Here is a 24472-nt window from a genome sequence, read left to right on the forward strand (position 1 = left end):
GCCGTGCGATCCGCCCCTGGTCGGATGCGTCGCCCCCGGTCGCCTGGTCAGTGGCGCCCTACTGCGTCAGGCGGTAGGCGTCGAAGACGCCCGGCACGGTGCGCACGGCCCGCAGCACGGTGTCGAGGTGCTTGGCGTCGGCCATCTCGAACGTGAACTTGCTCTTGGCCACGCGGTCGCGGGTCGTGCTCAGCGAGGCGCTGAGGATGTTCACGTGCTGGTCCGACAGCACCATGGTGATGTCGGAGAGCAGGCGGGCCCGGTCGAGCGCCTCGACCTGGATGTTGACGAGGAAGGTCGACTGGGCGGTCGGCGCCCACTCCACCTCGACGAGGCGCTGGGGCTGCGACAGCAGGTTGTCGGCGTTCGTGCACGTCTTGCGGTGCACCGAGACACCGCCGCCCTTCGTGACGAACCCGAGGATCGGGTCCGGCGGCACAGGGGTGCAGCACTTGGCGAGCTTGACCCACACGTCGGCGGCCCCGCGCACGATGACGCCGGAGTCGGTCGAGGTGGGGGTGGCGGCGCGTCGGCGGCGCGGCGAGGTGATGGTGACGCCCTCGGCCGCGTCCTCCCGGGCGCCCTCCTCGCCGCCGTGGAGGTCGATCACGCGTCGTACGACGGTCTGGGCCGAGAGGTTGCCCTCGCCGACCGCGGCGTACAGCGCGGTGATGTCGGCGAGCTTGAAGTGGACCGCGACCTCGGTCAGCGACTCGGCGGACATGAGCCGCTTGAGCGGCAGGCCCTCCTTGCGCATGAGCTTGGCCAGCTGCTCCTTGCCGCGCTCGATGGCCTCCTCGCGCCGCTCCTTGGTGAACCAGGCGCGGATCTTCGAGCGGGCGCGCGGGGAGCGCACGAAGCCCAGCCAGTCGTGCGACGGGCCGGCGTTGGGGGCCTTGGAGGTGAAGACCTCGACGACGTCGCCGTTGTCGAGCGTGGACTCCAGCGGGACAAGGCGGCCGTTGACGCGCGCGCCGATCGTGTGGTGGCCGACCTCGGTGTGCACGGCATAGGCGAAGTCGACGGGCGTCGCCCCGGTCGGGAGCGCGATGACGTCGCCGCGCGGGGTGAAGACGTAGACCTCGGCCTGGTTGATCTCGTAGCGCAGCGAGTCGAGGAACTCCCCAGGGTCCTCCACCTCGCTCTGCCAGTCGAGCAGCTGGCGGACCCACGCCATGTCGTCGCGCTCGGCCAGCCGGTCGGTGTCGACGCCGGCGCGGCCGTCCTCCTTGTACTTCCAGTGGGCCGCGACGCCGTACTCCGCCCGCTTGTGCATGGCGTAGGTGCGGATCTGGATCTCGACGGGCTTGCCCTGCGGGCCGATGACCGTCGTGTGCAGCGACTGGTACATGTTGAACTTCGGCATCGCGATGTAGTCCTTGAACCGGCCCAGCACCGGGTTCCAGCGCTGGTGGACGGCACCCATCACGGTGTAGCAGTCGCGGTCGTCCTCGACGAGCACGCGGATCCCGACGAGGTCGTAGATGTCGGAGAACTCCCGGCCGCCGACGATCATCTTCTGGTAGATCGAGTAGTAGTGCTTCGGGCGTCCCGTGACGGTCGCCTTGATCCGCGCTTCCTTCAGGTCCGACGTCACCCGCGCGATCACCTCGGCGAGGAACTGGTCGCGCGACGGCGCACGGTCGGCCACGAGGCGCACGATCTCGTCGTAGATCTTCGGGTGCAGGGTCGCGAACGCCAGGTCCTCGAGCTCCCACTTGAGCGTGTTCATGCCGAGGCGGTGGGCCAGCGGCGCGAAGATGTCGAGGGTCTCGCGGGCCTTGCGCTCCTGCGTCTCCTGCTTGACGTAGCGCAGCGTGCGCATGTTGTGCAGCCGGTCGGCGAGCTTGATGACGAGCACGCGGATGTCGCGCGACATCGCGACGATCATCTTGCGGATCGTCTCGGCCTGGGCCGAGTCGCCGTACTGCACCTTGTCGAGCTTCGTGACGCCGTCGACCAGCACGGCGACCTCGTCGCCGAAGTCGGCGCGCAGCTCGTCGAGCGTGTACGGCGTGTCCTCGACCGTGTCGTGGAGCAGGGCCGCGACGAGCGTCGGCTCCGTCATGCCGATCTCGGCCAGGATGGTCGTCACGGCGAGCGGGTGGGTGATGTAGGGGTCGCCGCTCTTGCGCATCTGCGTGCCGTGCAGGCGCTCGGCCGTCACGTAGGCGCGCTCCAGCAGGGCGAGGTCGGCCTTCGGGTGGTTGGCCCGCACCGCGCGGAACAGCGGGTCGAGGACCGGGTTCGTGCCGGGCTGGCTGCGGGTGCCGATGCGGGCGAGGCGGGCCCGCATGCTGCGGGCGGACGTGACGGACTCGGTCGAGCGGGTGCCGCCGGGGACCGGGAGCGGGTCGCCCGAGCGGGCCAGGCGACGCGAGCGCTGGCTCGTGGCGGGGACGGCCCCGACCGCTGGGCGATCAGGCGCCGGGCGATCGGGCGCCGGGCGATCGGGCGCCGGGCGGTCGGGCGCGGGGCGCTCCGGCGCAGCCGGGATCAGCGGCGCGTCCGCCCGAGACGCGGCGCCGGCGTCCTCGGTCGGCTCCACCGACGGGTCCGCGGGAGGCGCCTCGGCGACGGGCACACGTGTCCGGGGCTCCGCACGGCTCCCCTGCTCGTCGCTCACCCTCGTGAGTCTAGGACCACGCCGGTCGCGGCGCGCGGGCAGCGGTCGGCTGGTCTCAGACCTGCAGCAGCGCCGTCACCGGCACGCCGTCCACCGCGGCCCTGCCGGGCAGGAAGGTGAGCTCGAGGAGCAGCGCGACACCGACCACGTGCGCCCCGCAGCGCTCGACGAGCGTGCGCGTCGCGGCGGCCGTGCCCCCGGTGGCGAGGACGTCGTCGACGACCAGCACGCGGTCACCCGGCGCGAGGGCGTCGACGTGCAGCGCGAGCGAGGTGGACCCGTACTCGAGGTCGTAGTCGACCTCGTGGGTGGCGCGGGGCAGCTTCCCGGGCTTGCGCACGGGGACGAACCCCACCCCGAGCGCCTGGGCGACCGGCGTGCCGAACAGGAACCCGCGCGCCTCCATGCCGACGACCTTGTCCACGACCGGCGCCCCGTCGGGTCCGCGGCCGACGTCCGCCAGGGCCGCCACGACGGTCCCGAACGCCGCCGGGTCGGCCAGCAGCGGCGTCACGTCCTTGAACACCACGCCGGGCTGCGGGAAGTCGGGCACGTCGACGAGGAACGTGCGCACGGCCTCCGCGGCGGCGGCGCGGCGTCCCTCGACCGAGCCGGACGCGGGCACGCCCGGGGTGCCCGGGATGCCCGACGCGTCCGGCGCGGGGGACGTGGTGGGGTTCGTCGGGGCCATCGGCCTCGGTCTCCGTTCGTGGTGGGTCAGGGCGTCGACACGGTACGGCGTGGCGCAGCGCCCGCGGCACGCGCCGTACCCGCTGTACCCGCCGTACCCGCCGTACCCGAGGTGGGACCAGCCACGGGCGGCAGCGGCGGCGGGGCCATGAGACGGGTCGGGGCGAGCAGCACGGCCGTCGTGGCGGCGACCAGCAGGCCGGCGGCCACGACGAGGAACGGTCCCCGCACCGAGGGCGCCGCGAGCACGACGCCGACCAGTGGCACCAGCGCGAGCACGGCGGCCTCGGCGTAGCGGCGCCACCAGTCGACGACACCGCGCCCGGTCACGACGGCGACGTGCGCGACGACCGCCGTGACGGCGACGGCCAGCAGGGCGGCGAGCGTCGCGGGCGAGGCCGTCACGCCCACCCAGGCGGCGAGCCCGGTGCCGGTCAGCAGGGCGAGGGCGGTGGCCGCCACGACGACGCCCACGGCGCGCACCGACCAGGCCAGCAGGCCCCGGGTCAGGGCGAGCCCGGCCAGCAGCGCGGCCAGCACGAGGGCGCCCGCGCCGACCCAGGCCAACGGCGAGCCCGCGGCCCGGAAGCCGGCCGAGGAGACCCCACCGCCCTCGGTGACGGGCAGCGCGGCCAGGTCGGCCGTCAGGGAGGTGCGCTCGGCGGCGGAGAGGCGCGGCGTCGTGACGAGCACGGCGCCCTCACCGGCGGTCCGCACCGAGGAGACGGGCACGCCGCTCCCCCGGGCCGCGTCCCGCACGGCCGACCGCGCGTCGACGGGATCCCCCACGACCGCGACGAGGTGCTCCTCCCCGGCCGTGAACGCGGGGTCGGAGGCGACGCCTCGCAGCGCGAGACCGACCGCCGCCACGACCGCCGCGGCGACGAGGAGGCCGACGACGACCCGGTGGGCGACCGTGGAGCCCGAGGTGACGGCCGGGGTGACGGCCGAGGTGACGGCTGGAGTGGTGACCGGTGTGCCCGGCTCGCCGGTCCCGCCGGTCTCCCCGTCCCCGGCTGTCCCGGCGGGCGCCACCGAGCCGCGACGCTCGGCGAGGACCACGGCGAGGGGACGGACGAGCAGGAGCCCGCTGAGGAGCGCGGCACCGAGCACGACGCCGACAGCCACGGCCACGTCGCCCAGCTCGCCCCCGGCCACGAGGCGCACCGCGCCCGCACCCACCACGCCGGCGGCGACGCAGGGCCACCAGCGGCGCCACGCCTCGGCGCCGCCGCGCTCGGCGGCCGCGGCCGGTGTGCGTCCCGGGGCCTCACGCTCCCCGGCGACGAGCACCCCGGCCGCGAGCAGCGGCACGACGGGCAGGGTGCCGGCCACGGCCACGGCCACCGGGAGGGTCAACGGCAGGCCGACGACCTGGTCGGCGAGGAGCAGCAGGGGTACGACGAGGGCCGCCGTGCCGGCCGTCGCGACCAGCGGCAGCACCGCCCGCCGACGGGCGACGGCCCCGACGACCGCGGCGGCGAGGAGGAGCCCGAGACCGGCCGCCAGCGCGCCGTGCGCGCCCTCGTCGCGGTCGAGGGTCGAGCCGAGCCGGATGACGTCGACGTGGTCGACCGCGACCGGGAGGGCCCCGGCGCGCACCCGCTCGGCGGCGGCCTCCGCGTCGGGCTGGTCGAGCCGGCCGACGAGCACGGCGCCGTCCGCGGGCTCGGTGAGGTCGGAGACGGCGACGACGTCGCCGTCGATGGCGAGGGCGACCTGCGGGACGTCCGCGTCCGCACCGGGGCCGGTCGGGTCGGTGGCGTCGGTTCCCGACGGGGCTCCCCCACCCGCGGTGTCGCCGGTGTCGCCGGCGCCGTCGGTGGCCTCCCCACCCCCGGTCTCGTCGTCCGGGGCGCTCAGCGCCGCCAGCGTCGCGACGCCGTCCGCGGCCCCGGGCTCGAGCGCCACGCGGACGCCCCAGCGGCCGCCGTCGAGCACCGGCTCCTGCCCGCCGGGCACGAAGTTGCCGTCGGCGGGGTCGTCGCCGAACTCGGCGTCGGGGTCCACGGGTGCGTCGCCGCCCCCGGTCCCGTCCTCCTGCGCCCCGCCCTCGGGCGCGTCGTCGCCGGGCGCCTCCTCGCCGGGGCCCGGGTCGCCGGGCACCTCGTCGCCGGCCGCGGGCTCGTCCCCGAGCCCCTCGGCGCCGTCGCCCGGAGCATCCGCCCCGCCGGGCGTGCCGGGCTCGACGTCGTCGCCGGCAGGTGCCTCCCGCAGCTCGGCCGCGGCGCCCGTGACGGTGTCGCCGGCCGCGAGGGCCGGCCCGAGCAGGTACGTCGTGCCGTCCGCGTCGCAGGCGAGCAGCGGCTGGTCGGCGGCGACGGGGCCGATGTCGTCACCGCAGCGGTACGACGGGAGCGCGGCCACCCAGGCCGGGTCGGGCGACCGGGTCCACGCCACGGCCGAGTCGCCGGTCGTGGGGAGCGCGGCGAGGTCGACGCCGCCGGGTCCGGGCGACGTGCCGGAGGCGGCCGGGTCCGCGCCCTGCCGGGCGACGACCGCGCGCAGCCCCACCTGGCCCGTCGAGCGCAGCGCGTCGACGACCCGCTCGTCGGGCCGCCCGGGCAGGGTGACGAGCAGGGCGCCGTCGCTGCGGCGGCGTGCCGTCGCGCCGGGCGCGCCCGCGTCACGGGCGCGCGCCTCCAGCACCTCGGCAGTGGCGTCGAGCGCGTCGGCGGAGGCGTCCTCGGTGGTCGGGACGACCACCACGCGGGTGCCGGCCAGCACGTCGACGCCCCACCGGGGCGCCCAGCTGGCGGTCAGTGCCACCACGCCGAGGGCGGTGGCGACGAGCAGGACGTGGAGGACGATCGCCCTGCCGTGGGTGGTGGCGCGTCCCCCGGCCACCGGTCAGGCCCCGTCGGCCCGCTTGTCGAGGTCGACCGCGGTGTCCGCGGTCGGGTCGGCCGCGTCGGCCGGGAGGGAGGTCTCCTCGTCCGTGACGACGACCGCGACGGCGGCGCGCACGACCTCGACGACGGTGCCGGGGGCGAGTTCGACGCGCACGCGCTCGCCGTCCCCCACCTCGCGCAGGACCCCGAAGACCCCGCTGGTGAGCATCACCTCGTCGCCGACCCGGAGCGAGCTCTGGAGCTCCAGCTGCGCCTTCTGGCGACGCTGCGCCGGACGGATCATGAGGAACCAGAAGAGCAGGAACAGCAGGGCGAGGAACAGCAGCTCGTACACGAGGCGACATCTCTTCGGCGTCGACGACAGGGACCGGCCGCGCGAGCGACCTCCGCGATCCTAGCCCGCCGGCCGGTCCCCGGGCCCGCGCGGCGCCCGTCGTCGGCCGGTCGCCGGTGGGTGCAGCTCAATCGTCGAAGAGCGGGGCGTCGGCGCCGCGGGCGCCGGGTCCGTCGTACGACGCGGGCACCGCGAGCCCGAGGTGCGCCCAGGCCGCCGTGGTGGCGACCCGGCCCCGGGGCGTGCGGGCCAGCAGCCCGGAGCGCACGAGGAAGGGCTCGGCGACCTCCTCGACCGTCTCGCGCTCCTCGCCGACGGCGACGGCGAGCGTGGAGACGCCCACCGGTCCCCCGCCGAAGCGGCGGCACAGGGCGTCGAGCACGGCCCGGTCGAGCCGGTCGAGGCCCGAGGCGTCGACCTCGTAGAGGTCGAGCGCGGCGCGGGCCACGTCGCGGGTGACGACGCCGTCGGCGCGGACCTGGGCGAAGTCGCGCACCCGGCGCAGCAGCCGGTTCGCGATGCGCGGGGTGCCGCGCGAACGGCCGGCGATCTCGGCGGACCCGGCGTCCTCCAACGTCGTGCCGAGCAGCCCGGCGGAGCGGCGGACGATGCGGTCGAGGTCCTCGGGCTCGTAGAACTCGAGGTGGGCGGTGAACCCGAACCGGTCGCGCAGCGGGCCCGGCAGCAGCCCCGCGCGGGTGGTCGCGCCGACCAGGGTGAACGGCGGGATCTCGAGCGGGATGGCGGTGGCGCCCGGGCCCTTGCCGACGACGACGTCGACCCGGAAGTCCTCCATCGCCATGTAGAGCATCTCCTCCGCCGGGCGCGACATCCGGTGGATCTCGTCGACGAAGAGGACGTCGCCCTCGTTCATGCCCGAGAGGATGGCGGCCAGGTCGCCGGCGTGGGTGATGGCGGGGCCGCTGGTCAGGCGCAGCGGCGCCGACATCTCGGCGGCGATGATCATGGCCAGGGTCGTCTTGCCCAGCCCCGGCGGACCGGAGAGCAGCACGTGGTCCGGCGTGCGGCCCCGCCGCCGCGCGGCCTCGAGCACCAGGCCGAGCTGCTCGCGCACGCGCACCTGCCCGACGACCTCGTCGAGCGTGCGGGGGCGCAGCGCGGCCTCGACGGCCCGCTCGTCGCCCTCGGCCTCGGCCGCCGTCAGGGTGCGGAGGTGGGCCTCTTCCGCGGCGCTGAGGTGGTCGTCGTACCCCTCGAGGTGCTCGTCGCCCACGTCAGGCCTTGCTCAGCGTGCGCAGCGCGGCGCGCAGCAGCGCGCCCACGTCGGGGACGTCACCGGCCTCGGGGGCCACCGCGTCGACGGCGCGGTCGGCCTCCTTCGCCGACCAGCCGAGCCCGACGAGGCCGCTGTGCACCGGCGCGCGCCACGCGTCACCGGGGGCGACGACCGGCTGGCCCGGCGCGACCGCCGTGCCGGGGGCGCCGATGCGGTCCTTCAGCTCGAGGATGATCCGCTGCGCGCCCTTCTGGCCGATCCCGGGCACCCGCGTGAGCGTCTTGACGTCCTCGTCGGCCACGGCGCGGCGCAGGTCGTCGGGCCGCAGCACGGCGAGCATGGCCTGGGCCAGCTTGGGCCCGACCCCCGACGCGGTCTGCACCAGCTCGAAGACCTGCTTCTCGTCGTCGTCGACGAACCCGAAGAGGGTCAGCGAGTCCTCGCGCACGACGAGGCTCGACGCCAGCGTGGCGCGCTCGCCGCGGCGCAGGGTGGCCAGCGTCGCGGGGGCGCACAGCAGCTCGACGCCGATGCCGCCGACCTCCAGGACGGCGCTGGTCAGACCGACCGTGGCGACCTCGCCGCGGACGAACGCGATCATCTCTTCCTCCCGTGGGCGGCGACGGCCGCGGCGTACCGGTTCGGTGCGGTCGTGCTGGTGGCGCCCGTGGCGGTCCCCCGGGCCGGGGCCCGCGTGGTCGCCCGCGCCCCGGCCACGGCGGCCTCGAGACGGTCCTGCGCGCCGCCGCGCCAGATGTGGGTGACGGCGAGGGCCAGGGCGTCGGCGGCGTCGGCGGGCTTCGGCATCTCGGTGAGGCGCAGGATGCGGGTGACCATCGCGCCCACCTGCGCCTTGGTGGCGCGGCCGCTGCCGGAGACCGCGGCCTTGACCTCGCTGGGCGTGTGGAGCGCGACGGGGATGCCCCGGCGGGCGGCGACGACCATGGCGATGCCGCTGGCCTGGGCGGTGCCCATGACCGTGCTGACGTCCGAGCGGGCGAAGACCCGCTCGATGGCGACGACGTCGGGCCGGTGCTCCTCGATCCAGGCCTCGACGCCCTTCTCGATCGTCACGAGCCGGACCGGGACGGGCTCGGTGGCCGTGGTGCGCAGCACGTTGACGTCGACCAGGGTCAGCGGTCGACCGACGCTGCCCTCGACGACGCCCATGCCGCAACGGGTGAGGCCGGGGTCGATCCCGAGCACGCGCATCCGTGGTCCTCCCGACGCGAGGTGGTGGTGTCGAACGTGTGTTCTAGCGCGCCACCGTAGCCCGCGGGCGGAGCGGAGGTGCGGCGACGCGCCGCCGCACCGTCGGGTCGCCTCAGGCGTCCTCGAGCTCCGCCATGACGTCGTCGGAGATGTCGAAGTTGGCGTAGATGTTCTGCACGTCGTCGAGGTCCTCGAGCACGTCGACGAGGCGCAGCATCTTGCCGGCCGCGTCGCGGTCCAGCTCGACCTTGAGGTCGGGGCGGAACTCGGCCTCGGCGGAGTCGTAGTCGATGCCCGCGGCCTGCAGCGCGGTGCGGACGGCGACCAGGTCGGTGGCCTCGGAGACGACCTCGAAGGCGTCGCCGATGTCCTCGACCGCGTCGGCGCCGGCCTCGAGGGTGGCCTCGAGCACGTCGTCCTCGTCGACCGTGCGCGCGTCCTGCGCGGCGGGGACCACGACGACGCCCTTGCGGTGGAAGAGGAACGACACCGAGCCCGGGTCGGCGAGCGACCCGCCGTTGCGGGTCATCGCCGTGCGGACCTCCATGGCCGCGCGGTTCTTGTTGTCGGTGAGGCACTCGATGAGCATCGCGACGCCCGCCGGGCCGTAGCCCTCGTACATGATCGTCTGGTAGTCCGCCCCGCCCGTCTCCGCGCCCGAGCCGCGCTTGACGGCGCGGTCGATGTTGTCGTTGGGGACCGAGCTCTTCTTCGCCTTCTGGATGGCGTCGTACAGCGTGGGGTTGCCCCCGGGGTCACCGCCGCCCATGCGGGCCGCGACCTCGACGTTCTTGATGAGCTTGGCGAACATCTTGCCGCGCTTGGCGTCGATGGCGGCCTTCTTGTGCTTCGTGGTCGCCCACTTGGAGTGGCCAGACATGCGTCCCTCTTCTACTCAGCTGGTACGACGGGCCCGGCCGCACCCACCACCGAGTCCCAGAACATCCGGTGGACGACGGGGTCGTCACCGATCTCGGGGTGGAAGGACGTCGCCAGGAGCGAGCCCTGCCGGACCGCGACGATCCTACCTGCGGCGCCGCCGTGCGTCGGGGAGCCCTCCACCCGCGCCAGGACCTCGACCCCGGGCCCGACGGACTCGACCCACGGGGCGCGGATGAGGACCGCCGGCACCCGGGACCCGGCGAGGTCCACGGTGGTCTCGAACGAGTCGACCTGTCGGCCGAAGGCGTTGCGGCGCACGGTGACGTCGAGCCCGCCGACGGCCTCGCTGCCGTCCTCCTGCGCCGGGGTGCCGTCGAGCACCCGGTCGGCGAGGAGCACCATGCCCGCGCACGTGCCGAGCACGGGACGTGCCTGCGCCACGAAGGCGCGCACCGCGTCCATCACCCCGAAGCGCACCGCGAGCCGGCCGATCGTCGTCGACTCGCCGCCCGGCAGCACGAGCCCGTCGAGGTCGGCGAGCTCCTCGGCGCGACGGACGGGCACGACGTCGGCACCCAGGCGGCGCAGCGCAGCCACGTGCTCGCGGACGTCGCCCTGCAGGGCGAGCACCCGACGCGGGGCCGGTCCGGGGCCGCGGGGCGGTCCGCGGCGGAGGGGCGCTCGGGCGGGGGCACGGGCGCCGAACCCAGCGGGCGGCACCCGCCCGCCCCGGAGCGTCCCGCATCCCGGCGCGGCTCAGCCCGCGCGGAGCGTCACCACCACGACCTCGGGCGGGGCGCCGACACGCACCGGCGGGCCCCAGGCGCCGGCGCCCCGGCCGGTCACCAGGGTCACCCCGCCGACGTCGTCGACACCGGCGACGGTCGGTTGGTCGAGGGGCACGAACCAGCCGAACGGCCACAGCTGGCCGCCGTGCGTGTGCCCGGACAGCTGCACGTCGACGCCCCGGTCGGTGACCACCTGGGACGGCTCGTGGGCGACGTAGAGGATGGCGTCGTCGGGGGTGGTGCCGGCGAGGGCGGCGTCCGGGTCGGGGGCGTCCGCGCCGGTCCCGACGGCGTCGTGGACCCCGGCGACGACGAGGCGCGCTCCCCCGGCCTCGACCACGACCGACTCGTTGCCCAGCACCGTGGTGCCGAGCTCCTCGAGGCGGGCGACCAGCTCGTCCGCGTCGCCGTTGAGGAACTCGTGGTTGCCGGTCACGCCCACCACGCCGTGCGGCGCGTCGAGGTCGCCGAGCGGGTCGAGGTACGGCCCGACGTGGCGGTGCAGGCCGTCGGCGTAGTCGCCCCCGAGCACCACGAGGTCGGCGTCCGTCCCGGCCACCTGGTCGACCACCTCCCGCACGAAGTCCCCGTCGCGGACCGGCCCGACGTGCAGGTCGCTGACGAACGCCACCCGCAGGCCGTCGAGGCCCGCCCCCAGGTCGTCGACGACGACCTCGTGCTCGGTGGTGCGCACGTGGGCGGCCTCGATGTGCCCGTACGCCGTGGTGGTCGCCGCCGCGAGGACGGCGAGCACGGCCCCCCACCGGGCGGCCCGCAGGCGGGCCGACGGACGTCGCGCGAGCCGGAGCGCCCCGCACACGAGCGCCACCACGAGGAGACCGAGCGTCAGGTACCAGGTGAAGGCGACCGCCGTCAGGCCGAGCCACAGCATCGGGCGCCACGGCGCGGGGTCGGTCGTGCGCTGCACGACCTCCGCCGCCACGAACGCGACGACCCCGAGGGCCGCGACGGCGACGGTCGCGCGCCGTACCACCGCGGAGCGCCGCGGGCCCAGCACCTCGGCCCACGCGGGTGCCACCGCCAGGCGCCGCACCAGCCACGTCACCCAGCCGGCGAGCACGAGGAGGGCGAGCGCGGCGCCGAGCCAGATCACCCGCTCATCCTGCCGGGCGCGGCCTGACCGCCGGCCCGGCGGGCGTCACCAGCCGCGCTCGGCGAGCCGGTGCGGCTGCGGGATCCCCTCGACGTTGATGCCGACCATGGCCTCGCCCAGGCCCCGCGAGGCCTTCGCGACCACGTCGGGGTCGTCGAAGAAGGTGGTCGCGCGCACGATCGCCTCGGCGCGCTGCGCGGGGTTGCCCGACTTGAAGATCCTTGAGCCGACGAACACACCCTCGGCGCCGAGCTGCATCATCATCGCGGCGTCCGCCGGGGTCGCGATGCCGCCCGCGGTGAACAGCACGACGGGCAGGCGCCCCGCGGCCGCGACCTCCGCGACCAGCTCGTACGGCGCGGACAGCTCCTTCGCCGCGACGTACAGCTCGTCGGGGGCCAGGGAGGACAGCCGCGCGATCTCGGCGCGGATGGTGCGCAGTGGGTCACCGCGCTGGACACGTCGCCGGTGCCGGCCTCGCCCTTGGAGCGGATCATGGCGGCGCCCTCGGTGATGCGCCGCAGCGCCTCGCCCAGGTTCGTCGCGCCGCACACGAACGGCACGGTGAAGGACCACTTGTCGATGTGGTGGGCGTAGTCGGCCGGGGTCAGCACCTCGGACTCGTCGACGTAGTCGACCCCGAGGCTCTGCAGCACCTGGGCCTCGGCGAAGTGCCCGATGCGGGCCTTGGCCATGACCGGGATCGAGACCGCCTCGACGATCGAGTCGATCATGTCGGGGTCGCTCATCCGCGACACCCCGCCCTGCGCCCGGATGTCGGCCGGCACCCGCTCCAGCGCCATCACGGCCACCGCGCCCGCGTCCTCCGCGATCCGCGCCTGCTCGGCGGTGACGACGTCCATGATCACGCCACCCTTGAGCATGTCGGCCATGCCCCGCTTCACCCGCACCGAGCCGGTCGTCGGGCGGCCGGGCGCGTCACCGGACGTGGGCGAGGCGGGCGAGGCGGGCGAGGCGGGCGAGGCGGGCGAGGCGGGCGAGGCGGGCGAGGCGGGCGAGGCGGGCGAGGCGGGCGAGGCGGGCGAGGCGGGGGCGTCCGTGGGGGTCATGGGCGGCAGCCCTAGGGTCGACGGCGCGCGCGGCGTCCGCCGTGCCGAGGGGTGGGCGCGACCGGCCGCGACCGGGCCACCTCCACCATGGCGTCGCGGTCGACGAGCTTGCGGCGGGGCCGCCCGTCGCGCGCTCCCCAGGCCCGCTCGTAGGTGTCGACGGCGGCCCAGCCGGCCGCGTCGATCGACCGCGGGGCCCGGCGGCGCACCAGCTGCGCGAACGCCTCGCGGTGCGCGCCCGGGGCGCCGTCGGGGCCCGCCGGGACGCCGGCTGTGGGGGCGCCGGGCTCCGGCAGCAGGCCCGCGTTGAAGTCGGCCACGAGGTGCGCGACCGTCTCCTCCGCGTCCGACTTGTTGGTGCCGATGTAGCCGCTCGGTCCCCGCTTGATCCAGCCCGCGACGTACGTCCCCGGCACGGGCGTGCCGGTGCCGTCGTGGACCCGTCCGGCGTCGTTGGGGATGGTCGCGCTGACCTCGTCGAAGGGCAGGCCGGGCACGGGGCGACCGCGGTAGCCGACGGAGCGGAGCACGAGACCGGCCGCGACGGTGGAGACCCGGTCGGTGGCCACGGCGCGGGCGTTGCCCTCCGCGTCGACGACGAGGTCGTTGTCGACCACCTCGAGGCCGGCGACGGCCCCCTCGCCCAGGATGCGGAGGGGGGACTGGGCGAAGCGCAGCACCACGCGGCGCCGGCCCCCGCCCCGGGGCTCCGGCAGGTGCTCGAGCATCCGGATCTTCTGCTCCAGCATCGGCTCGAGGGTGCCGGCGGCCCGGCGGCGCGACGTCTCGTCGTCGAGGCGCAGCCCGCCCTCCACGACCACGTCGATGTCGTCGCGCATGACGAGACCGGTGAGCTCGGGCAGCGTGTACGCCGCCTGCGCCGCGCCGCGCCGGGCCACGAGCACGACCTCGCGGACCTTGCTCTCGCGTAGGGCCTCCAGCGCGTGGTCGGCGATGTCGGTGCCGGCCAGCCGCTCGGGGTCGGTCGCGAGGATCCGGGCGACGTCGAGGGCGACGTTGCCGTTGCCGACGACGACGACGCGCTCGGCGTCGAGGGGGACGTCGAGCTCGGTGTGGTCCGGGTGGCCGTTGTACCAGGCGACGAAGGCCGTGGCCGTGCCGCTTCCGGGCAGGTCCTCGCCCTCCACGCCGAGGCGCCGGTCGAGCGAGGCGCCCGTCGCGTAGAGCACGGCGTGGTGGTGGGCCAAGAGGTCCTCGTGCGTCAGGTCGACGCCGACCTCGACGCCGAGGTGGTAGGAGAACCCGGCCTCGCGCTCGATGGTGCGGAAGAGGTCGACGACCTTGCGGGTGTCGGGGTGGTCGGGGGCGACGCCCGCGCGGGCGAGGCCGTACGGCGTGGGCAGCCGCTCGATCACGCTCACCTGCGCGCCGTCCTGCTTGAGCACCTCGTCGGCGGCGTACATGGCCGCCGGCCCCGAGCCGACGACGGCGACGCGCAGCGGGCCACGGGCCGGGTCGGCCCGCTCGATGGGCCGCAGGGGCGCCTGCACCGGGCGCGGCCGCGGCGGGGTGTGGAACAGCTCGTTGATCTCGAGGAAGGGCAGCTCGCCGTCGGTCAGCTTCGTGTGGGGCTTGATCGCGCCCACCGGGCAGGCGCTGACGCACGCGCCGCAGTCGACGCACGACGCCGGGTCGATGTACAGCATCTCCGCGGTGCCGAAGTCCGGCTCGTCGGGCGTGGGGTGGATGCAGTTGACCGGGCACGCGAAGACGCACGAGGCGTCCCCGCAGCACGAGCGCGTGACGACGTGGGGCATGGGGGGGTTCGCTGTCTGTTCGGGGGCGCCGCGGGGGTGCGGGCGGCCGGCTCGACCGGGGGAGAACGGTACGGCGGCACCGGCGACGTGGTGACCGTCACCGGCACCGCCGTACCGGGGGTGCTGGGCGCGTTGGGTGCCGTGGGCCGGGGCCCGGGACCTCAGGCGGCGAACTTCACCGGGGGCTCGCTGCGGTAGCGCGAGGGGCGGGTGCCGTACATGCCGAGGCGCTTCCACAGTCGCTTGGCCAGCGGGTTCATCAGCCCGGACTGCTCGGCGAGCATGCGCACGTCGGCGAAGGTGTCGGCCAGCATCTTCTGCGACTCCGGGGAGTCCCAGTAGAGCTCCTTGATGAGGCTCTCCGGCACGTCGAACTTGCGGCGGAACTCCTTGGGCGGCATCAGGATGGCGTCGCCGAGGATCCGCATGATGATCGGGTAGAGCAGCGAGACCGCGAGCTTGTTGACGCGGCCCATCTTCGGCGCGCGGCGCTTGATCAGCTCGTGGGCGAAGGAGATGTGGCGCGCCTCCTCGGCGACGTGGATCTCCATGATCCGCCCCATCATCGGGTGGATCTCGTCGCGGCTGCGCAGGATCGCCTTCTGCGTGTGGTCGATCGGCTCCTCGCCGGCGAGGACGCCGACGAAGAAGATGACCGGCAGGCGGTTCGCGACCAGCGAGAACGTGGGGCTCAGGGCCCGGATCCACCGCGGCATGCCCGAGACGTCCATGCCGACGCGGTTCACGGCCTCCTGGAACATCTGGGTGTGGTGGCACTCCTCCGTCGCCTCGTGCATGAGGTAGCGGTACTCCGGCGAGCCGTTCTTCAGGCTGAAGACGTACTGCATGATCCCGCGGATCAGGATGTTCTCGAACTGCCAGCCGACCTTGAAGATGTTGGCCTGGCGCCACAGGCCCATCTCGATCTGCTTCTCCACGGGCTGCGAGCGGTACCACTCGCTGGCGCCCAGCGGGTCCGCGCTCGGCAGGATCCAGCGGGGGTCGTCGTGACGCACCTGGAAGTCCGGGTGGTCCCAGTCGATGTCGACGAACGCGTCGAAGTGACGCTCCACGGACGCGACCGAGAGGCGGTGCAGCACCTCGGCGTACTCCTCGTCGGACAGGCCTTCGGGCACCTCGGGCGCGTCCCAGTCGATCATCTCGAGGGTGAACTTCTCCGGCTCACCGGAGGCGTCGGGCTTCTCGGACACCTGTGCGGTCATCGCTGGCACTCTCCTCGCGTCGTCGCGGCACGGCCGGTCTCCCGGTCGTTCGAGGGTGGCTGGGCCACCCGTTCACCCGATCGTGCTCCGCCGCACGGACGATGTCAAGGACTATGTAACATTCAGAGTGTCATGTTCGCGGACCGCCGTCGTCAGCCCGCGGGCGGCGGCACCGTGCCCTCTGCGAGCGCCTGCTGGCGCACCACCCAGATGCGCTGCACGACCGTGACCGTGCTGGCGACCGCCAGGGCCCAGAGCGTCACCTGCATCAGGATCGGCAGGTCGAAGATGCCCGTCAGGCCGGTCATGACGAGGATGGCGACGAGCCGGTCCGCCCGCTCGGCGATGCCGACCTTGGCCTGGAAGCCGAGGCCCTCCGCCCGTGCCCGGGCGTAGGAGGTCACGCTGCCCATGACGAGGCAGACGAGGCTCAGCACGAGGTAGAGCCGCGAGTCGCCCGGGCCGGCGAAGTAGAGCGCCAGGCCGCCGAAGATGGCGCCGTCCCCCACGCGGTCGAGCGTGGAGTCGAGGAACGCGCCGAACTTCGAGCTGCGCCCCGTCTCCCGCGCCATGAACCCGTCGATGAGGTCGGAGAAGACGAAGGCGGTGATGAACAGGACGCCGACGAGCAGCTCGCCCTGCGGGAAGAACACGAGGGCGCCGACGCAGACACCGATCGTGCCGACGAGGGTCACGGCGTCGGGGCTGACCCCGCGGCGGATGAGGAAGCGGGCGATGGGCGAGAGGAGTCGGGTCCAGAACCCGCGGAAGCGCTCGAGCATGGTGACGGCAGGCTAGCGGCCCGCGAGCGCGGCGCACGCCTCGGCGACCGCCGTCGGCGCGCCCGCGGCGTACCAGTCGAGCCCGTCGACGACCTCGTGCCGCGTCGTGCCGCCCACCCCGCGCACCAGCGCCGCGCCCGGCAGCTCGTCCCACGTCGGCACCGAGTGCTGGAACACCAGGCCGAGACGGCCCTGCGCGACGGCGGTGGCGTCCATGCTCCCCGACCCGAGCATCCGCACCGCGGCCACGGCACCGGTGGCGCGACCGAACGCCCGGCCGGCCGCCCCCGCGAGGGCGGCGGGGTGGAAGTAGGTGGCGGCACTGGCCCGCGCGAGCGGTACGTCGTCCAGCTGCGGCAGGCGCTGCCCGTCGCGGGTGGTCGGCAGGCCGGGCCCGCCGACGAACAGGGCGTCCTCGTGCGGGTGGTAGACGGCGCCGAGCACGAGCTCGTCGCCGTCGAGCAGGGCGAGCGCCGAGCACCACCACGACAGCCCGGAGAGGAAGTTGTAGGTGCCGTCCACGGGGTCGATCACCCAGCGGCGACCAGTCGTGCCCGCCTCGTCGACGCCCTCCTCCCCCAGCAGCCCGTCGCCGGGGCGCTCGGCGCGCAGCCGTTGCGCCACCAGCTCCTCGGCGGCGTGGTCCGCGGCCGTCACCACGTCGGAGACCGACGTCTTCTCGGCCACGGCGAGACCCTCGACGCCCTCGTCGCGCATGGCCGCGGCCAGCCGGCCCGCGGCGCGCACGACGTCCCCGGCGAGGCGGACGTCGTCGGGGTCGGGCGCGCTCACGCCGGCCACGCGTCGCGCAGCAGGTCGCGCGTGTCGGTGAGCAGCTGCGGCAGCGTCTTGGTCGCACCGAGCACGGTCATGAAGTTGGCGTCGCCGGACCAGCGCGGCACCACGTGCTGGTGCAGGTGCGCCGCGAGCGAGCCGCCGGCCGCCGAGCCGAGGTTGAGGCCGACGTTGAAGGCGTCGGGCGCGGCGATCGCCCGGATCGCGCGGATCGCCGACTTCGTCATCGCCGCCACCTCTGCGGTCTCGTCGTCGTCGAGGTCCGTGTAGTCCGCGACGTGCCGGCGCGGCAGCACCATGAGGTGACCCGGGTTGTAGGGGTAGAGGTTGAGCACCACGAAGGTGGTCGGCCCCTCGGCGACGACGAGGTCGGGCTCGGTCGACGTGCCCGCCACCATCCGGCAGAAGGGGCAGCCGCGCGGCTCGGTGCGCGGCTGCTCCTCACCGTCGCCGCCCCGGATGTAGGCCATCCGGTACGGGGTGTAGAGCCGCATCAGCCCGTCGGGGTCGCTCACGTCGCTCCTCCGCCTCTCTCGCACGAGTCCGTCAGTACTGGTGGAACCACCGGCGCAGCTCGCTGGCCACGCCGGGACAGGTCACGTTCTGGTCGCGCTCGTCGGCCACCCACTGGCCCAGCACCGCCGGGCCGCCCTGGATCACCCATTCCTCGCCGCAGCGCTCGAGGGCATCCTCGCGGGAGGTGTGCCCGGCCGCCCGCCACTCCGGCACGCCCAGCGCCAGGTCACCGACGACCTGCTCCCACAGGTACGGCGTGGAGTAGACGCCGATGGCCAGCCCGGCGTCCGTGTAGCCCCGGGCCACGCCCTCGACGACGGCCGCGTTCGCGTCCGGGTCGTCGCTCCACTCGAAGTCGGGCACCGGCTCGACGTCGATCCACACCACGGGCGAGACCAGGCCCGCGGAGCGCATGGACGCGACGTTGAACCGCGCCTGCTGGTAGCCGGTGTTGCGCAGGGCGCCGTCGGGCGTCGAGCCGTCGAACGGGCCCGTCGTGCCGTGGCGGGCCACGGTCGCCGCGTCGGGGAAGCTGGCGACGGCGTACGCCGCCGCGAGCAGCCGGCGCTCGGCGACCCACGCGACCTGCTCGGCGAGGCACGGGTTGGGGTGGAACCCGGGGCCGTTGGTGAGGCCGATGACGACGTACTCCGCCTCCGGCAGGGGCATCGGCATGCCGAGCGTCCGCTTCTGCGGGATGCCGAGGCCACGGGGGCACTGGGGCCAGCTGATGTCCCCGCCGAGCACGGCCTCGTCCGGGTCGCGCGCCGGCGGCTCGGCCTGCTCGCCGGCCAGCTCCTCCGCGAGTCCCGCCAGGTCGCCGGCGGCGGGGCCGGGGCCCGCCGTGCCCGGGTCGGGGACGTCGGTCAGCCCGGTGGTCGCCGCCGCGGGGGCGCTGGGTGGCGAGGTGGTGCTCGGCGACGACGCACCGTCCCCGTCACCCCCGCCGCAGGCGGCGAGGGGGACGACGAGGAGCGCGGCGGCCAGCAGGCCGCGCACTCCCCCGACGGCCCCCACGCCGTCCCCCACGTCGCTCAGACCTGGGTACGGGCGGCGACGGCCTCGACGACCCGGCTGACCGCGTCGTCGATCGGCACGCCGTTGTCCTGGTCGCCGTTGCGGTAGCGGAAGGACACCGCGCCCGCCTCGACGTCCTGGTCGCCCACGATGACCATGAAGGGCACCTTCTGCAGCTGGGCGTTGCGGATCTTCTTCTGCATCCGGTCGTCGGAGTCGTCGACCTCGACCCGGATGCCCGCGGCCCGCAGGCGCCTCGCCACGTCGTACAGGTAGTCGACGTGGCGCTCGGCGACCGGGATGGCCTGCACCTGCACCGGCGCGAGCCACGGCGGGAAGACGCCGGCGTAGTGCTCGACGAGCACGCCCAGGAAGCGCTCGATGGACCCGAACTTCGCGGAGTGGATCATCACGGGCTGCTGGCGCGAGCCGTCCGCGGCGGCGTACTCCAGCCCGAAGCCCTGGGGCTGGTTGAAGTCGTACTGCACGGTGCCCATCTGCCAGGTGCGGCCGATGGCGTCCTTGGCCTGGACCGAGATCTTCGGGCCGTAGAAGGCGGCGCCGCCCGGGTCTGGCACGAGCTCGAGGCCGGAGCCCAGGGCCACGTCCTCCAGCACCTTCGTCGCGGTCGCCCACTGGTCCTCGGTGCCCACGAACTTGCCCGGCTTGGAGTCGTCGCGGGTCGACAGCTCCAGGTAGAAGTCGTCGAGCCCGAAGTCGCGCAGCACGCTCAGCATGAAGTCGAGCAGGTGCTTGACCTCGGCCGGCGCCTGCTCGGGGGTGCAGTAGGAGTGCGAGTCGTCCTGGGCGAAGCCGCGCACGCGGGTGAGGCCGTGGATGACGCCGGACTTCTCGTAGCGGTAGACCGAGCCGAACTCGAAGAGCCGCAGCGGGAGCTCGCGGTAGGAGCGTCCGCGCGAGGCGTAGATGAGGTTGTGCATCGGGCAGTTCATCGCCTTCAGCTGGTAGTTCGAGCCCTCGAACTCCATCGGCGGGAACATGGTGTCGGCGTAGTACGGCAGGTGCCCCGAGGTGTGGAACAGGCCGTCCTTGCTGATGTGCGGGGTGCCGACGTAGGAGAAGCCCTCCTCGATGTGCCGGCGGCGGACGTAGTCCTCCATCTCCCGCTTGATGACCCCGCCCTTGGGGTGGAAGACCGGCAGGCCCGAGCCCAGCTCGTCGGGGAAGCTGAACAGGTCCAGCTCGCGGCCGAGCTTGCGGTGGTCGCGGCGCTCGGCCTCCTCGAGGCGGTGCAGGTGGGCCTCGAGCGACTCCTTGCTCTCCCACGCGGTGCCGTAGATGCGCTGCAGCTGCTTGTTCTTCTCGTCGCCGCGCCAGTACGCCGCCGCGCTGCGCATCAGCTTGAACGCCGGGATGCGCTTGGTGGTGGGCAGGTGCGGGCCGCGGCACAGGTCCTTCCAGACCACGTCGCCGCTGCGACCGATGTTGTCGTAGATGGTGAGCTCGCCCGCGCCGACCTCGACGCTCGCGCCCTCGGCGGCGTCCTCCGCCGCGCCGCCGCCCTTGAGCGCGATGAGCTCGAGCTTGTAGGGCTCGTCGGCGAGCTCGGTGAGCGCGTCGCCGTCGGTGGTGACCCGGCGGGAGAACCGCTGGTTCTCCTTGATGATCTTGCGCATCCGGGTCTCGATCTTGTCGAGGTCCGCGGGGGTGAACGGGGTCTCGACGTCGAAGTCGTAGTAGAAGCCGTCGGTGATCGGCGGGCCGATGCCGAGCTTCGCCTCCGGGAACAGCGCCTGCACCGCCTGGGCGAGCACGTGCGCGGTCGAGTGGCGCAGGATGTCGAGGCCGTCCTTGCTGGTGATCTCGACGGCCTCGACCTCGTCGCCGTCGGCCAGCTCGTGGGAGAGGTCGCGCAGCTCGCCGCCGACGCGCGCGGCGACCACGTCGGGCTGCTCGGCGAAGAGCTCCCAGGCCTTCGTGCCGGCCGTGACCGTCCGCTCCTCGCGCGCGTCGGCGTGGATGCGGGCGATCGAGATGTCGGACACGAGGTATCTCCTGGGGACGTGCGGTCGGGTGGCGGGTGCACGGGGCGCCCGGCGCGATGCTATCGGTCCCCGTCGGCCGCGCTCGCCCCGGTTTCACCCCGCGGCGGGCCCGTGACGGCCTACCCTGCGCGGGTGAAGCAGACGACCCGCCGCAGCAGCCCTCCCGCCAACCGGTGCGCCGTGTGCTGGAGCGCCGTCGACCTCACCGACGGCACCACCGTGCGCCTGGTCCTGGCCCGCGGGCTCGACGAGCCGGCGTCCGACCCCACGACGGCCTCGAGCGAGATCGAGACCGACTGGCGGCACTCGTACGCCGTCAGCTTCTGCGGGATGGACCACGCGCGGTCCTGGGCCGCCGAGGCCGACGTCCCGCAGCACGCGTGGGTGCGCTCGTCCCCGGTCAGCGACCGTGGGCTCACGCTCGCGCTGCTCGCGGTCCTGCTGGTGCTGGTGCTCGCCGGGTTGGGCGTCGCGGACCTGGTGGGCACCGACCTCTGAGCCGGTACGACGGCACCGGCCACCCGCTCGGGCCGCGGGTCAGACCATGTCGCGGTAGCGACGGGCCGCGGCGAGCCGCTCCTCCAGCAGCGGGCGGGTGACCTGGCGCGGGTTCGCCCAGTCGTCGTCGGCGACGAACAGGCCGGCGTACGCCGCGGTGTCGCGCTGGTAGCGCCACCCCTCGGCCAGCGGACCGACGTCGAGCGCGTCGTACCCGAGGCGGTCCATCACCTCGCGCACGGTCGCCTTGGCGCCGGGGTCGTCGCCCGCGATCGGCAGCACGCTGCGCTCGGGGTCGCCGCTCTCGCGGGCCCGGTTGAAGAGGTGCTCGAAGAAGATGTTGTTGAACGCCTTCACGACGTGCGCCTCCGGCAGGTGGGCCTGCAGCAGCTCGCTGGTGGTCGTCGACTCGTCGTCCAGCTCGGCGACGTGGCCGTCGCGCTCGGGGTAGTAGTTGTTCGTGTCGATGACGACCTTGCCGCGCAGGGCGTCGACCGGCACGTCCCGGTAGGCCTTGAGCGGGATGGTCACGACGACGACGTCGCCCCGCTCCGCGGCCTGCTCCGCGGTTGCCGGACGGGCGCTGCCGCCCAGCTCGGTGACGAGGTCGACGAGGCTCTCCGGCCCGCGGCTGTTGCTCAGCACGACGTCGTACCCCGCCGCGACCGCGAGGCGGGCGAGCGTGCCGCCGATGTTGCCGGCGCCGATCAATCCGATGGTGGTGGTCATGGCGGCTGCAACCGCGGTCGGCGCGCCGCTGTTCCGCGAGGCGCGACACCGGCGCGGCGACCTGCCACGATCGGCGGCATGGCGATCAACCCCACCGGCAAGGACATCAAGCGCTACCTGACCGACGACCCGGGCGGCCCCGTGGTCATGCTCAACCTGCTGCGTTTCACCGAGGGCGGGCGCGAGGAGTACGCGCGCTACGCGGCGGCACTCAACGACACGTTCCTGCCGAGGTACGGCGCTGAGGTGCTGTTCGCCGGCGACGGGTCGACCACCCTCGTCGCCGAGACGGGTCAGGACTGGGACGCGGTGCTGCTGGTGCGCTACCCCGACCGCCAGGCCTTCAGCCGGATGGTCGCCGACCCCGAGTACCAGCAGGTCACGCAGCACCGCACCAACGCCCTGACCGAGGCCGTGCTGCAGGCCACCGTGCCCTGGGGCCGGCCCACGAGCTGACCGTCGCAGGTCCCCCGAGACGCAGGAACGCCCCCGGCTCGTGAGCCGGGGGCGTTCCGTCGGTGGGCGATACTGGGTTCGAACCAGTGACCTCTTCGGTGTGAACGAAGCGCGCTACCACTGCGCCAATCGCCCGCGTGGTGCGGTCGCACACGTTAGCGCACGACGCGCACCAACTCACAATGCGGGGTCCCCGACCGTCACGGGTCGACGTCCTGGGCCTCGCGCTCGGCCCACACCTGCTGCGCCCGGGCGGTCACGGGGCCGGGGGCCGGGAGCTCGCGCTCCCCCCACCGCGCGACGGCCTGGACGTCGCGGGTGGTGCTGACGAGGAAGACCTCGTCCGCCTGCTCGGCGACCGTGACGGGCTCGTCGACCTCGCGGGCACCCAGCCACTCGATCACCAGCGCGCGGGTCACGCCGGCGAGGCAGCCACCGGCGAGCGTCGGCGTCCGCAGCTCACCGTCCACAACGTAGAAGACGTTCGACCCCGTCCCCTCGCAGAGGTTCCCCGCGGTGTTGGCGAACACCGCCTCCGAGGCGCCGTGCTCGGCGGCGTGCGCGAGGGCGACCACGTTCTCGGCGTACGACGTGGTCTTGAGGCCGGCGACCGCGCTGTGCTCGTTGCGGCGCCACGGCACGGTGACGACCGTCGTGGAGGTGGGCAGCGGGTCCATGGGGACGGCCGAGACCAGGACGGTGCAGGGCGCGTCGCCCCGCCCGGAACCGAGCGGGCCCGGGCCCCCGGTCACGGTGATGCGCAGCCGCCCCAGGGGCAGGTGCTCGGCCCCGAGCACCGCGTCGATGCCCGCGCGGACCGCGGCGACGTCGACGCGGCCGAGACCGAGGCCGGAGGCGGAGCGCTCCAGGCGCTCGAGGTGGCGGGTCAGCGCGAAGGGGCGGCCGTCGACGACCTTGACGGACTCGAACACCCCGTCCCCCACCGTGAGCCCGTGGTCGGTCGCCCGCACCACCGGCTCGTCGGGATCGGTCAGGAGCCGGCCGTCCACCCACGTCTGCATGGGGGTCATCGTAGGACGGCTGCGGAACGGCACAGCGGCCGAAAACCCCGCAACGACGGGCCCGTTCGCCTGCTCGCCACGCCGCCGTGGACCCGATTTTGCACCGGGTGGGGCATCCGCTAATGTTCTCGACGCACGCCGGGCCGGGAACGGAACGGAGCGCAAGCGGACGTAGCTCAGTTGGTAGAGCGCAACCTTGCCAAGGTTGAGGTCGCGAGTTCGAGCCTCGTCGTCCGCTCGGAGAGAACAATGGTCGAAGCCTCCACGGTGGAGTGGCCGAGAGGCGAGGCAACGGACTGCAAATCCGTCTACACGGGTTCAAATCCCGTCTCCACCTCGACTTCCTCGATCCCCCGGGATCGTGGTCGTTTAAAGGGCGATTGGCGCAGTGGTAGCGCGCTTCCTTGACACGGAAGAGGTCACTGGTTCAAACCCAGTATCGCCCACTTCCAAACGGGCAGGTCAGAGACTAGTTTCTCGGGCCTGCCCGTTTCTCATGCCAAACCCATGCCAAACTGTGCGACGTTTCCTGCTGTGTTTCTGCTCGCCTCGCCCCTACCCGTCCCGAACTGGCTGCAGCGCAAGCTGACAGCATTGAAGTCGGCTATCCACTCGGACCCCCCTCGACGAACAGGTGTCTGCGCGTGTTCCTCACAGGAGTGTCGGACTTATCCGTCATGATGGGCGGCGACAGCCGACATGGAGTGGTGTACGCAGAGTGACGAAGCGCAGCGGGGGTCCGGGCCTCACTGGGTCCATTCAGAAACAGGGGCCTCTACCAACATGCGAATGGCGGAGCGCCGTACTCGGCGGCCTTGCTCCCCAGAGGCAGCCCGGGGTCCATC

20 protein-coding genes, 4 tRNA genes and 2 pseudogenes are annotated in these 24472 nt (G+C 74.1%); 5 read left to right on the plus strand and 21 right to left on the minus strand.

What is annotated here, in order from left to right:
• Positions 1-58: 58 nt before the first annotated feature.
• The 18 genes and pseudogenes from ACOACO_RS12555 to thrS all read right to left on the minus strand — a co-directional run bounded on the left by ACOACO_RS12555 (position 59) and on the right by thrS (position 20922).
• Complete coding sequence (locus tag ACOACO_RS12555) at positions 59-2296, minus strand: RelA/SpoT family protein (RefSeq protein WP_420297234.1); 2238 nt, start codon at positions 2294-2296, stop codon at positions 59-61.
• Between the two features lie 385 nt (positions 2297-2681).
• Positions 2682-3317, minus strand: coding sequence for an adenine phosphoribosyltransferase (locus tag ACOACO_RS12560; protein WP_420296613.1), 636 nt, complete (start codon positions 3315-3317; stop codon positions 2682-2684).
• Between the two features lie 26 nt (positions 3318-3343).
• The gene (locus tag ACOACO_RS12565; protein ID WP_420296614.1) at positions 3344-6163 is read right to left on the minus strand and encodes a hypothetical protein; all 2820 of its coding nucleotides are present in this window, start codon (positions 6161-6163) and stop codon (positions 3344-3346) included.
• Positions 6164-6166: 3 nt separating this feature from the next.
• The gene (yajC, locus tag ACOACO_RS12570; RefSeq protein ID WP_420296615.1) at positions 6167-6502 is read right to left on the minus strand and encodes a preprotein translocase subunit YajC; all 336 of its coding nucleotides are present in this window, start codon (positions 6500-6502) and stop codon (positions 6167-6169) included.
• 127 nt (positions 6503-6629) lie between these two features.
• Complete coding sequence (gene ruvB / locus ACOACO_RS12575) at positions 6630-7667, minus strand: Holliday junction branch migration DNA helicase RuvB (protein ID WP_420297235.1); 1038 nt, start codon at positions 7665-7667, stop codon at positions 6630-6632.
• 70 nt (positions 7668-7737) lie between these two features.
• A complete protein-coding gene (gene ruvA, locus ACOACO_RS12580; RefSeq protein ID WP_420296616.1) occupies positions 7738-8340 on the minus strand; it encodes a Holliday junction branch migration protein RuvA in 603 nt (200 codons plus the stop codon).
• Positions 8337-8951 carry a crossover junction endodeoxyribonuclease RuvC gene (gene ruvC / locus ACOACO_RS12585; RefSeq protein WP_420296617.1) on the minus strand — a complete coding sequence of 205 codons (615 nt, stop codon included), beginning with the start codon at positions 8949-8951 and terminating at the stop codon, positions 8337-8339. The genes ruvA and ruvC overlap by 4 nt, the downstream gene beginning before the upstream one ends.
• Positions 8952-9063: 112 nt before the next feature.
• A complete protein-coding gene (locus ACOACO_RS12590) occupies positions 9064-9831 on the minus strand; it encodes a YebC/PmpR family DNA-binding transcriptional regulator (protein ID WP_420296618.1) in 768 nt (255 codons plus the stop codon).
• A gap of 11 nt (positions 9832-9842) precedes the next feature.
• Positions 9843-10463 (minus strand): pyridoxal 5'-phosphate synthase glutaminase subunit PdxT, encoded by a 621-nt coding sequence (gene pdxT / locus ACOACO_RS12595; protein ID WP_420296619.1) that lies wholly within the window; start codon positions 10461-10463, stop codon positions 9843-9845.
• 126 nt (positions 10464-10589) lie between these two features.
• A complete protein-coding gene (locus tag ACOACO_RS12600) occupies positions 10590-11735 on the minus strand; it encodes a metallophosphoesterase (protein WP_420296620.1) in 1146 nt (381 codons plus the stop codon).
• Between the two features lie 45 nt (positions 11736-11780).
• Positions 11781-12628, minus strand: a pseudogene (gene pdxS, locus ACOACO_RS12605) (pyridoxal 5'-phosphate synthase lyase subunit PdxS).
• Between the two features lie 188 nt (positions 12629-12816).
• Positions 12817-14583, minus strand: a complete 1767-nt coding sequence (locus ACOACO_RS12610) for an FAD-dependent oxidoreductase (protein WP_420296621.1) — start codon at positions 14581-14583, stop codon at positions 12817-12819.
• Between the two features lie 161 nt (positions 14584-14744).
• Entirely contained in the window at positions 14745-15806 is a 1062-nt protein-coding gene (locus ACOACO_RS12615; RefSeq protein ID WP_420296622.1) for an AurF N-oxygenase family protein, read from the minus strand.
• 152 nt (positions 15807-15958) lie between these two features.
• On the minus strand, positions 15959-16588 hold the full coding sequence (gene pgsA, locus ACOACO_RS12620; protein WP_420296623.1) for a phosphatidylinositol phosphate synthase: 630 nt from the start codon (positions 16586-16588) through the stop codon (positions 15959-15961).
• 12 nt (positions 16589-16600) lie between these two features.
• On the minus strand, positions 16601-17380 hold the full coding sequence (locus ACOACO_RS12625) for an inositol monophosphatase family protein (RefSeq protein ID WP_420296624.1): 780 nt from the start codon (positions 17378-17380) through the stop codon (positions 16601-16603).
• The gene (locus tag ACOACO_RS12630; protein ID WP_420296625.1) at positions 17377-17898 is read right to left on the minus strand and encodes an HIT family protein; all 522 of its coding nucleotides are present in this window, start codon (positions 17896-17898) and stop codon (positions 17377-17379) included. The genes ACOACO_RS12625 and ACOACO_RS12630 overlap by 4 nt, the downstream gene beginning before the upstream one ends.
• A 31-nt stretch (positions 17899-17929) precedes the next feature.
• Positions 17930-18928 carry a hypothetical protein gene (locus ACOACO_RS12635; RefSeq protein ID WP_420296626.1) on the minus strand — a complete coding sequence of 333 codons (999 nt, stop codon included), beginning with the start codon at positions 18926-18928 and terminating at the stop codon, positions 17930-17932.
• Positions 18929-18933: 5 nt separating this feature from the next.
• Positions 18934-20922 carry a threonine--tRNA ligase gene (gene thrS / locus ACOACO_RS12640; protein ID WP_420296627.1) on the minus strand — a complete coding sequence of 663 codons (1989 nt, stop codon included), beginning with the start codon at positions 20920-20922 and terminating at the stop codon, positions 18934-18936.
• Positions 20923-21054: 132 nt separating this feature from the next.
• Here thrS and ACOACO_RS12645 point away from each other — a divergent pair, with 132 nt between their 5' ends.
• Positions 21055-21420 carry a hypothetical protein gene (locus tag ACOACO_RS12645; RefSeq protein WP_420296628.1) on the plus strand — a complete coding sequence of 122 codons (366 nt, stop codon included), beginning with the start codon at positions 21055-21057 and terminating at the stop codon, positions 21418-21420.
• 39 nt (positions 21421-21459) lie between these two features.
• Here the strand turns inward: ACOACO_RS12645 and ACOACO_RS12650 are convergent.
• Positions 21460-22152 (minus strand): annotated as a pseudogene (locus ACOACO_RS12650) (NADPH-dependent F420 reductase); the annotation flags it as partial.
• 75 nt (positions 22153-22227) lie between these two features.
• Here ACOACO_RS12650 and ACOACO_RS12655 point away from each other — a divergent pair.
• A complete protein-coding gene (locus ACOACO_RS12655) occupies positions 22228-22605 on the plus strand; it encodes a DUF1330 domain-containing protein (RefSeq protein ID WP_420297236.1) in 378 nt (125 codons plus the stop codon).
• 63 nt (positions 22606-22668) lie between these two features.
• Here ACOACO_RS12655 and ACOACO_RS12660 read toward each other — a convergent pair.
• Together ACOACO_RS12660 and ACOACO_RS12665 are read right to left on the minus strand one after the other, a co-directional pair.
• Positions 22669-22740, minus strand: a tRNA-Val gene (locus ACOACO_RS12660).
• A gap of 65 nt (positions 22741-22805) precedes the next feature.
• Positions 22806-23627, minus strand: a complete 822-nt coding sequence (locus tag ACOACO_RS12665) for an aminotransferase class IV (protein WP_420296629.1) — start codon at positions 23625-23627, stop codon at positions 22806-22808.
• Positions 23628-23792: 165 nt separating this feature from the next.
• Here ACOACO_RS12665 and ACOACO_RS12670 point away from each other — a divergent pair.
• The 3 genes from ACOACO_RS12670 (at position 23793) to ACOACO_RS12680 (ending at position 24073) form a co-directional block, all read left to right on the plus strand.
• Positions 23793-23865 (plus strand) — tRNA-Gly (locus ACOACO_RS12670).
• A gap of 28 nt (positions 23866-23893) precedes the next feature.
• Positions 23894-23964, plus strand: a tRNA-Cys gene (locus ACOACO_RS12675).
• Between the two features lie 37 nt (positions 23965-24001).
• Positions 24002-24073, plus strand: a tRNA-Val gene (locus tag ACOACO_RS12680).
• The last annotated feature ends 399 nt before the right edge of the window (positions 24074-24472 follow it).

Source organism: Nocardioides sp. CPCC 205120 (assembly GCF_048654585.1).
GTDB lineage: Bacteria > Actinomycetota > Actinomycetes > Propionibacteriales > Nocardioidaceae > Nocardioides.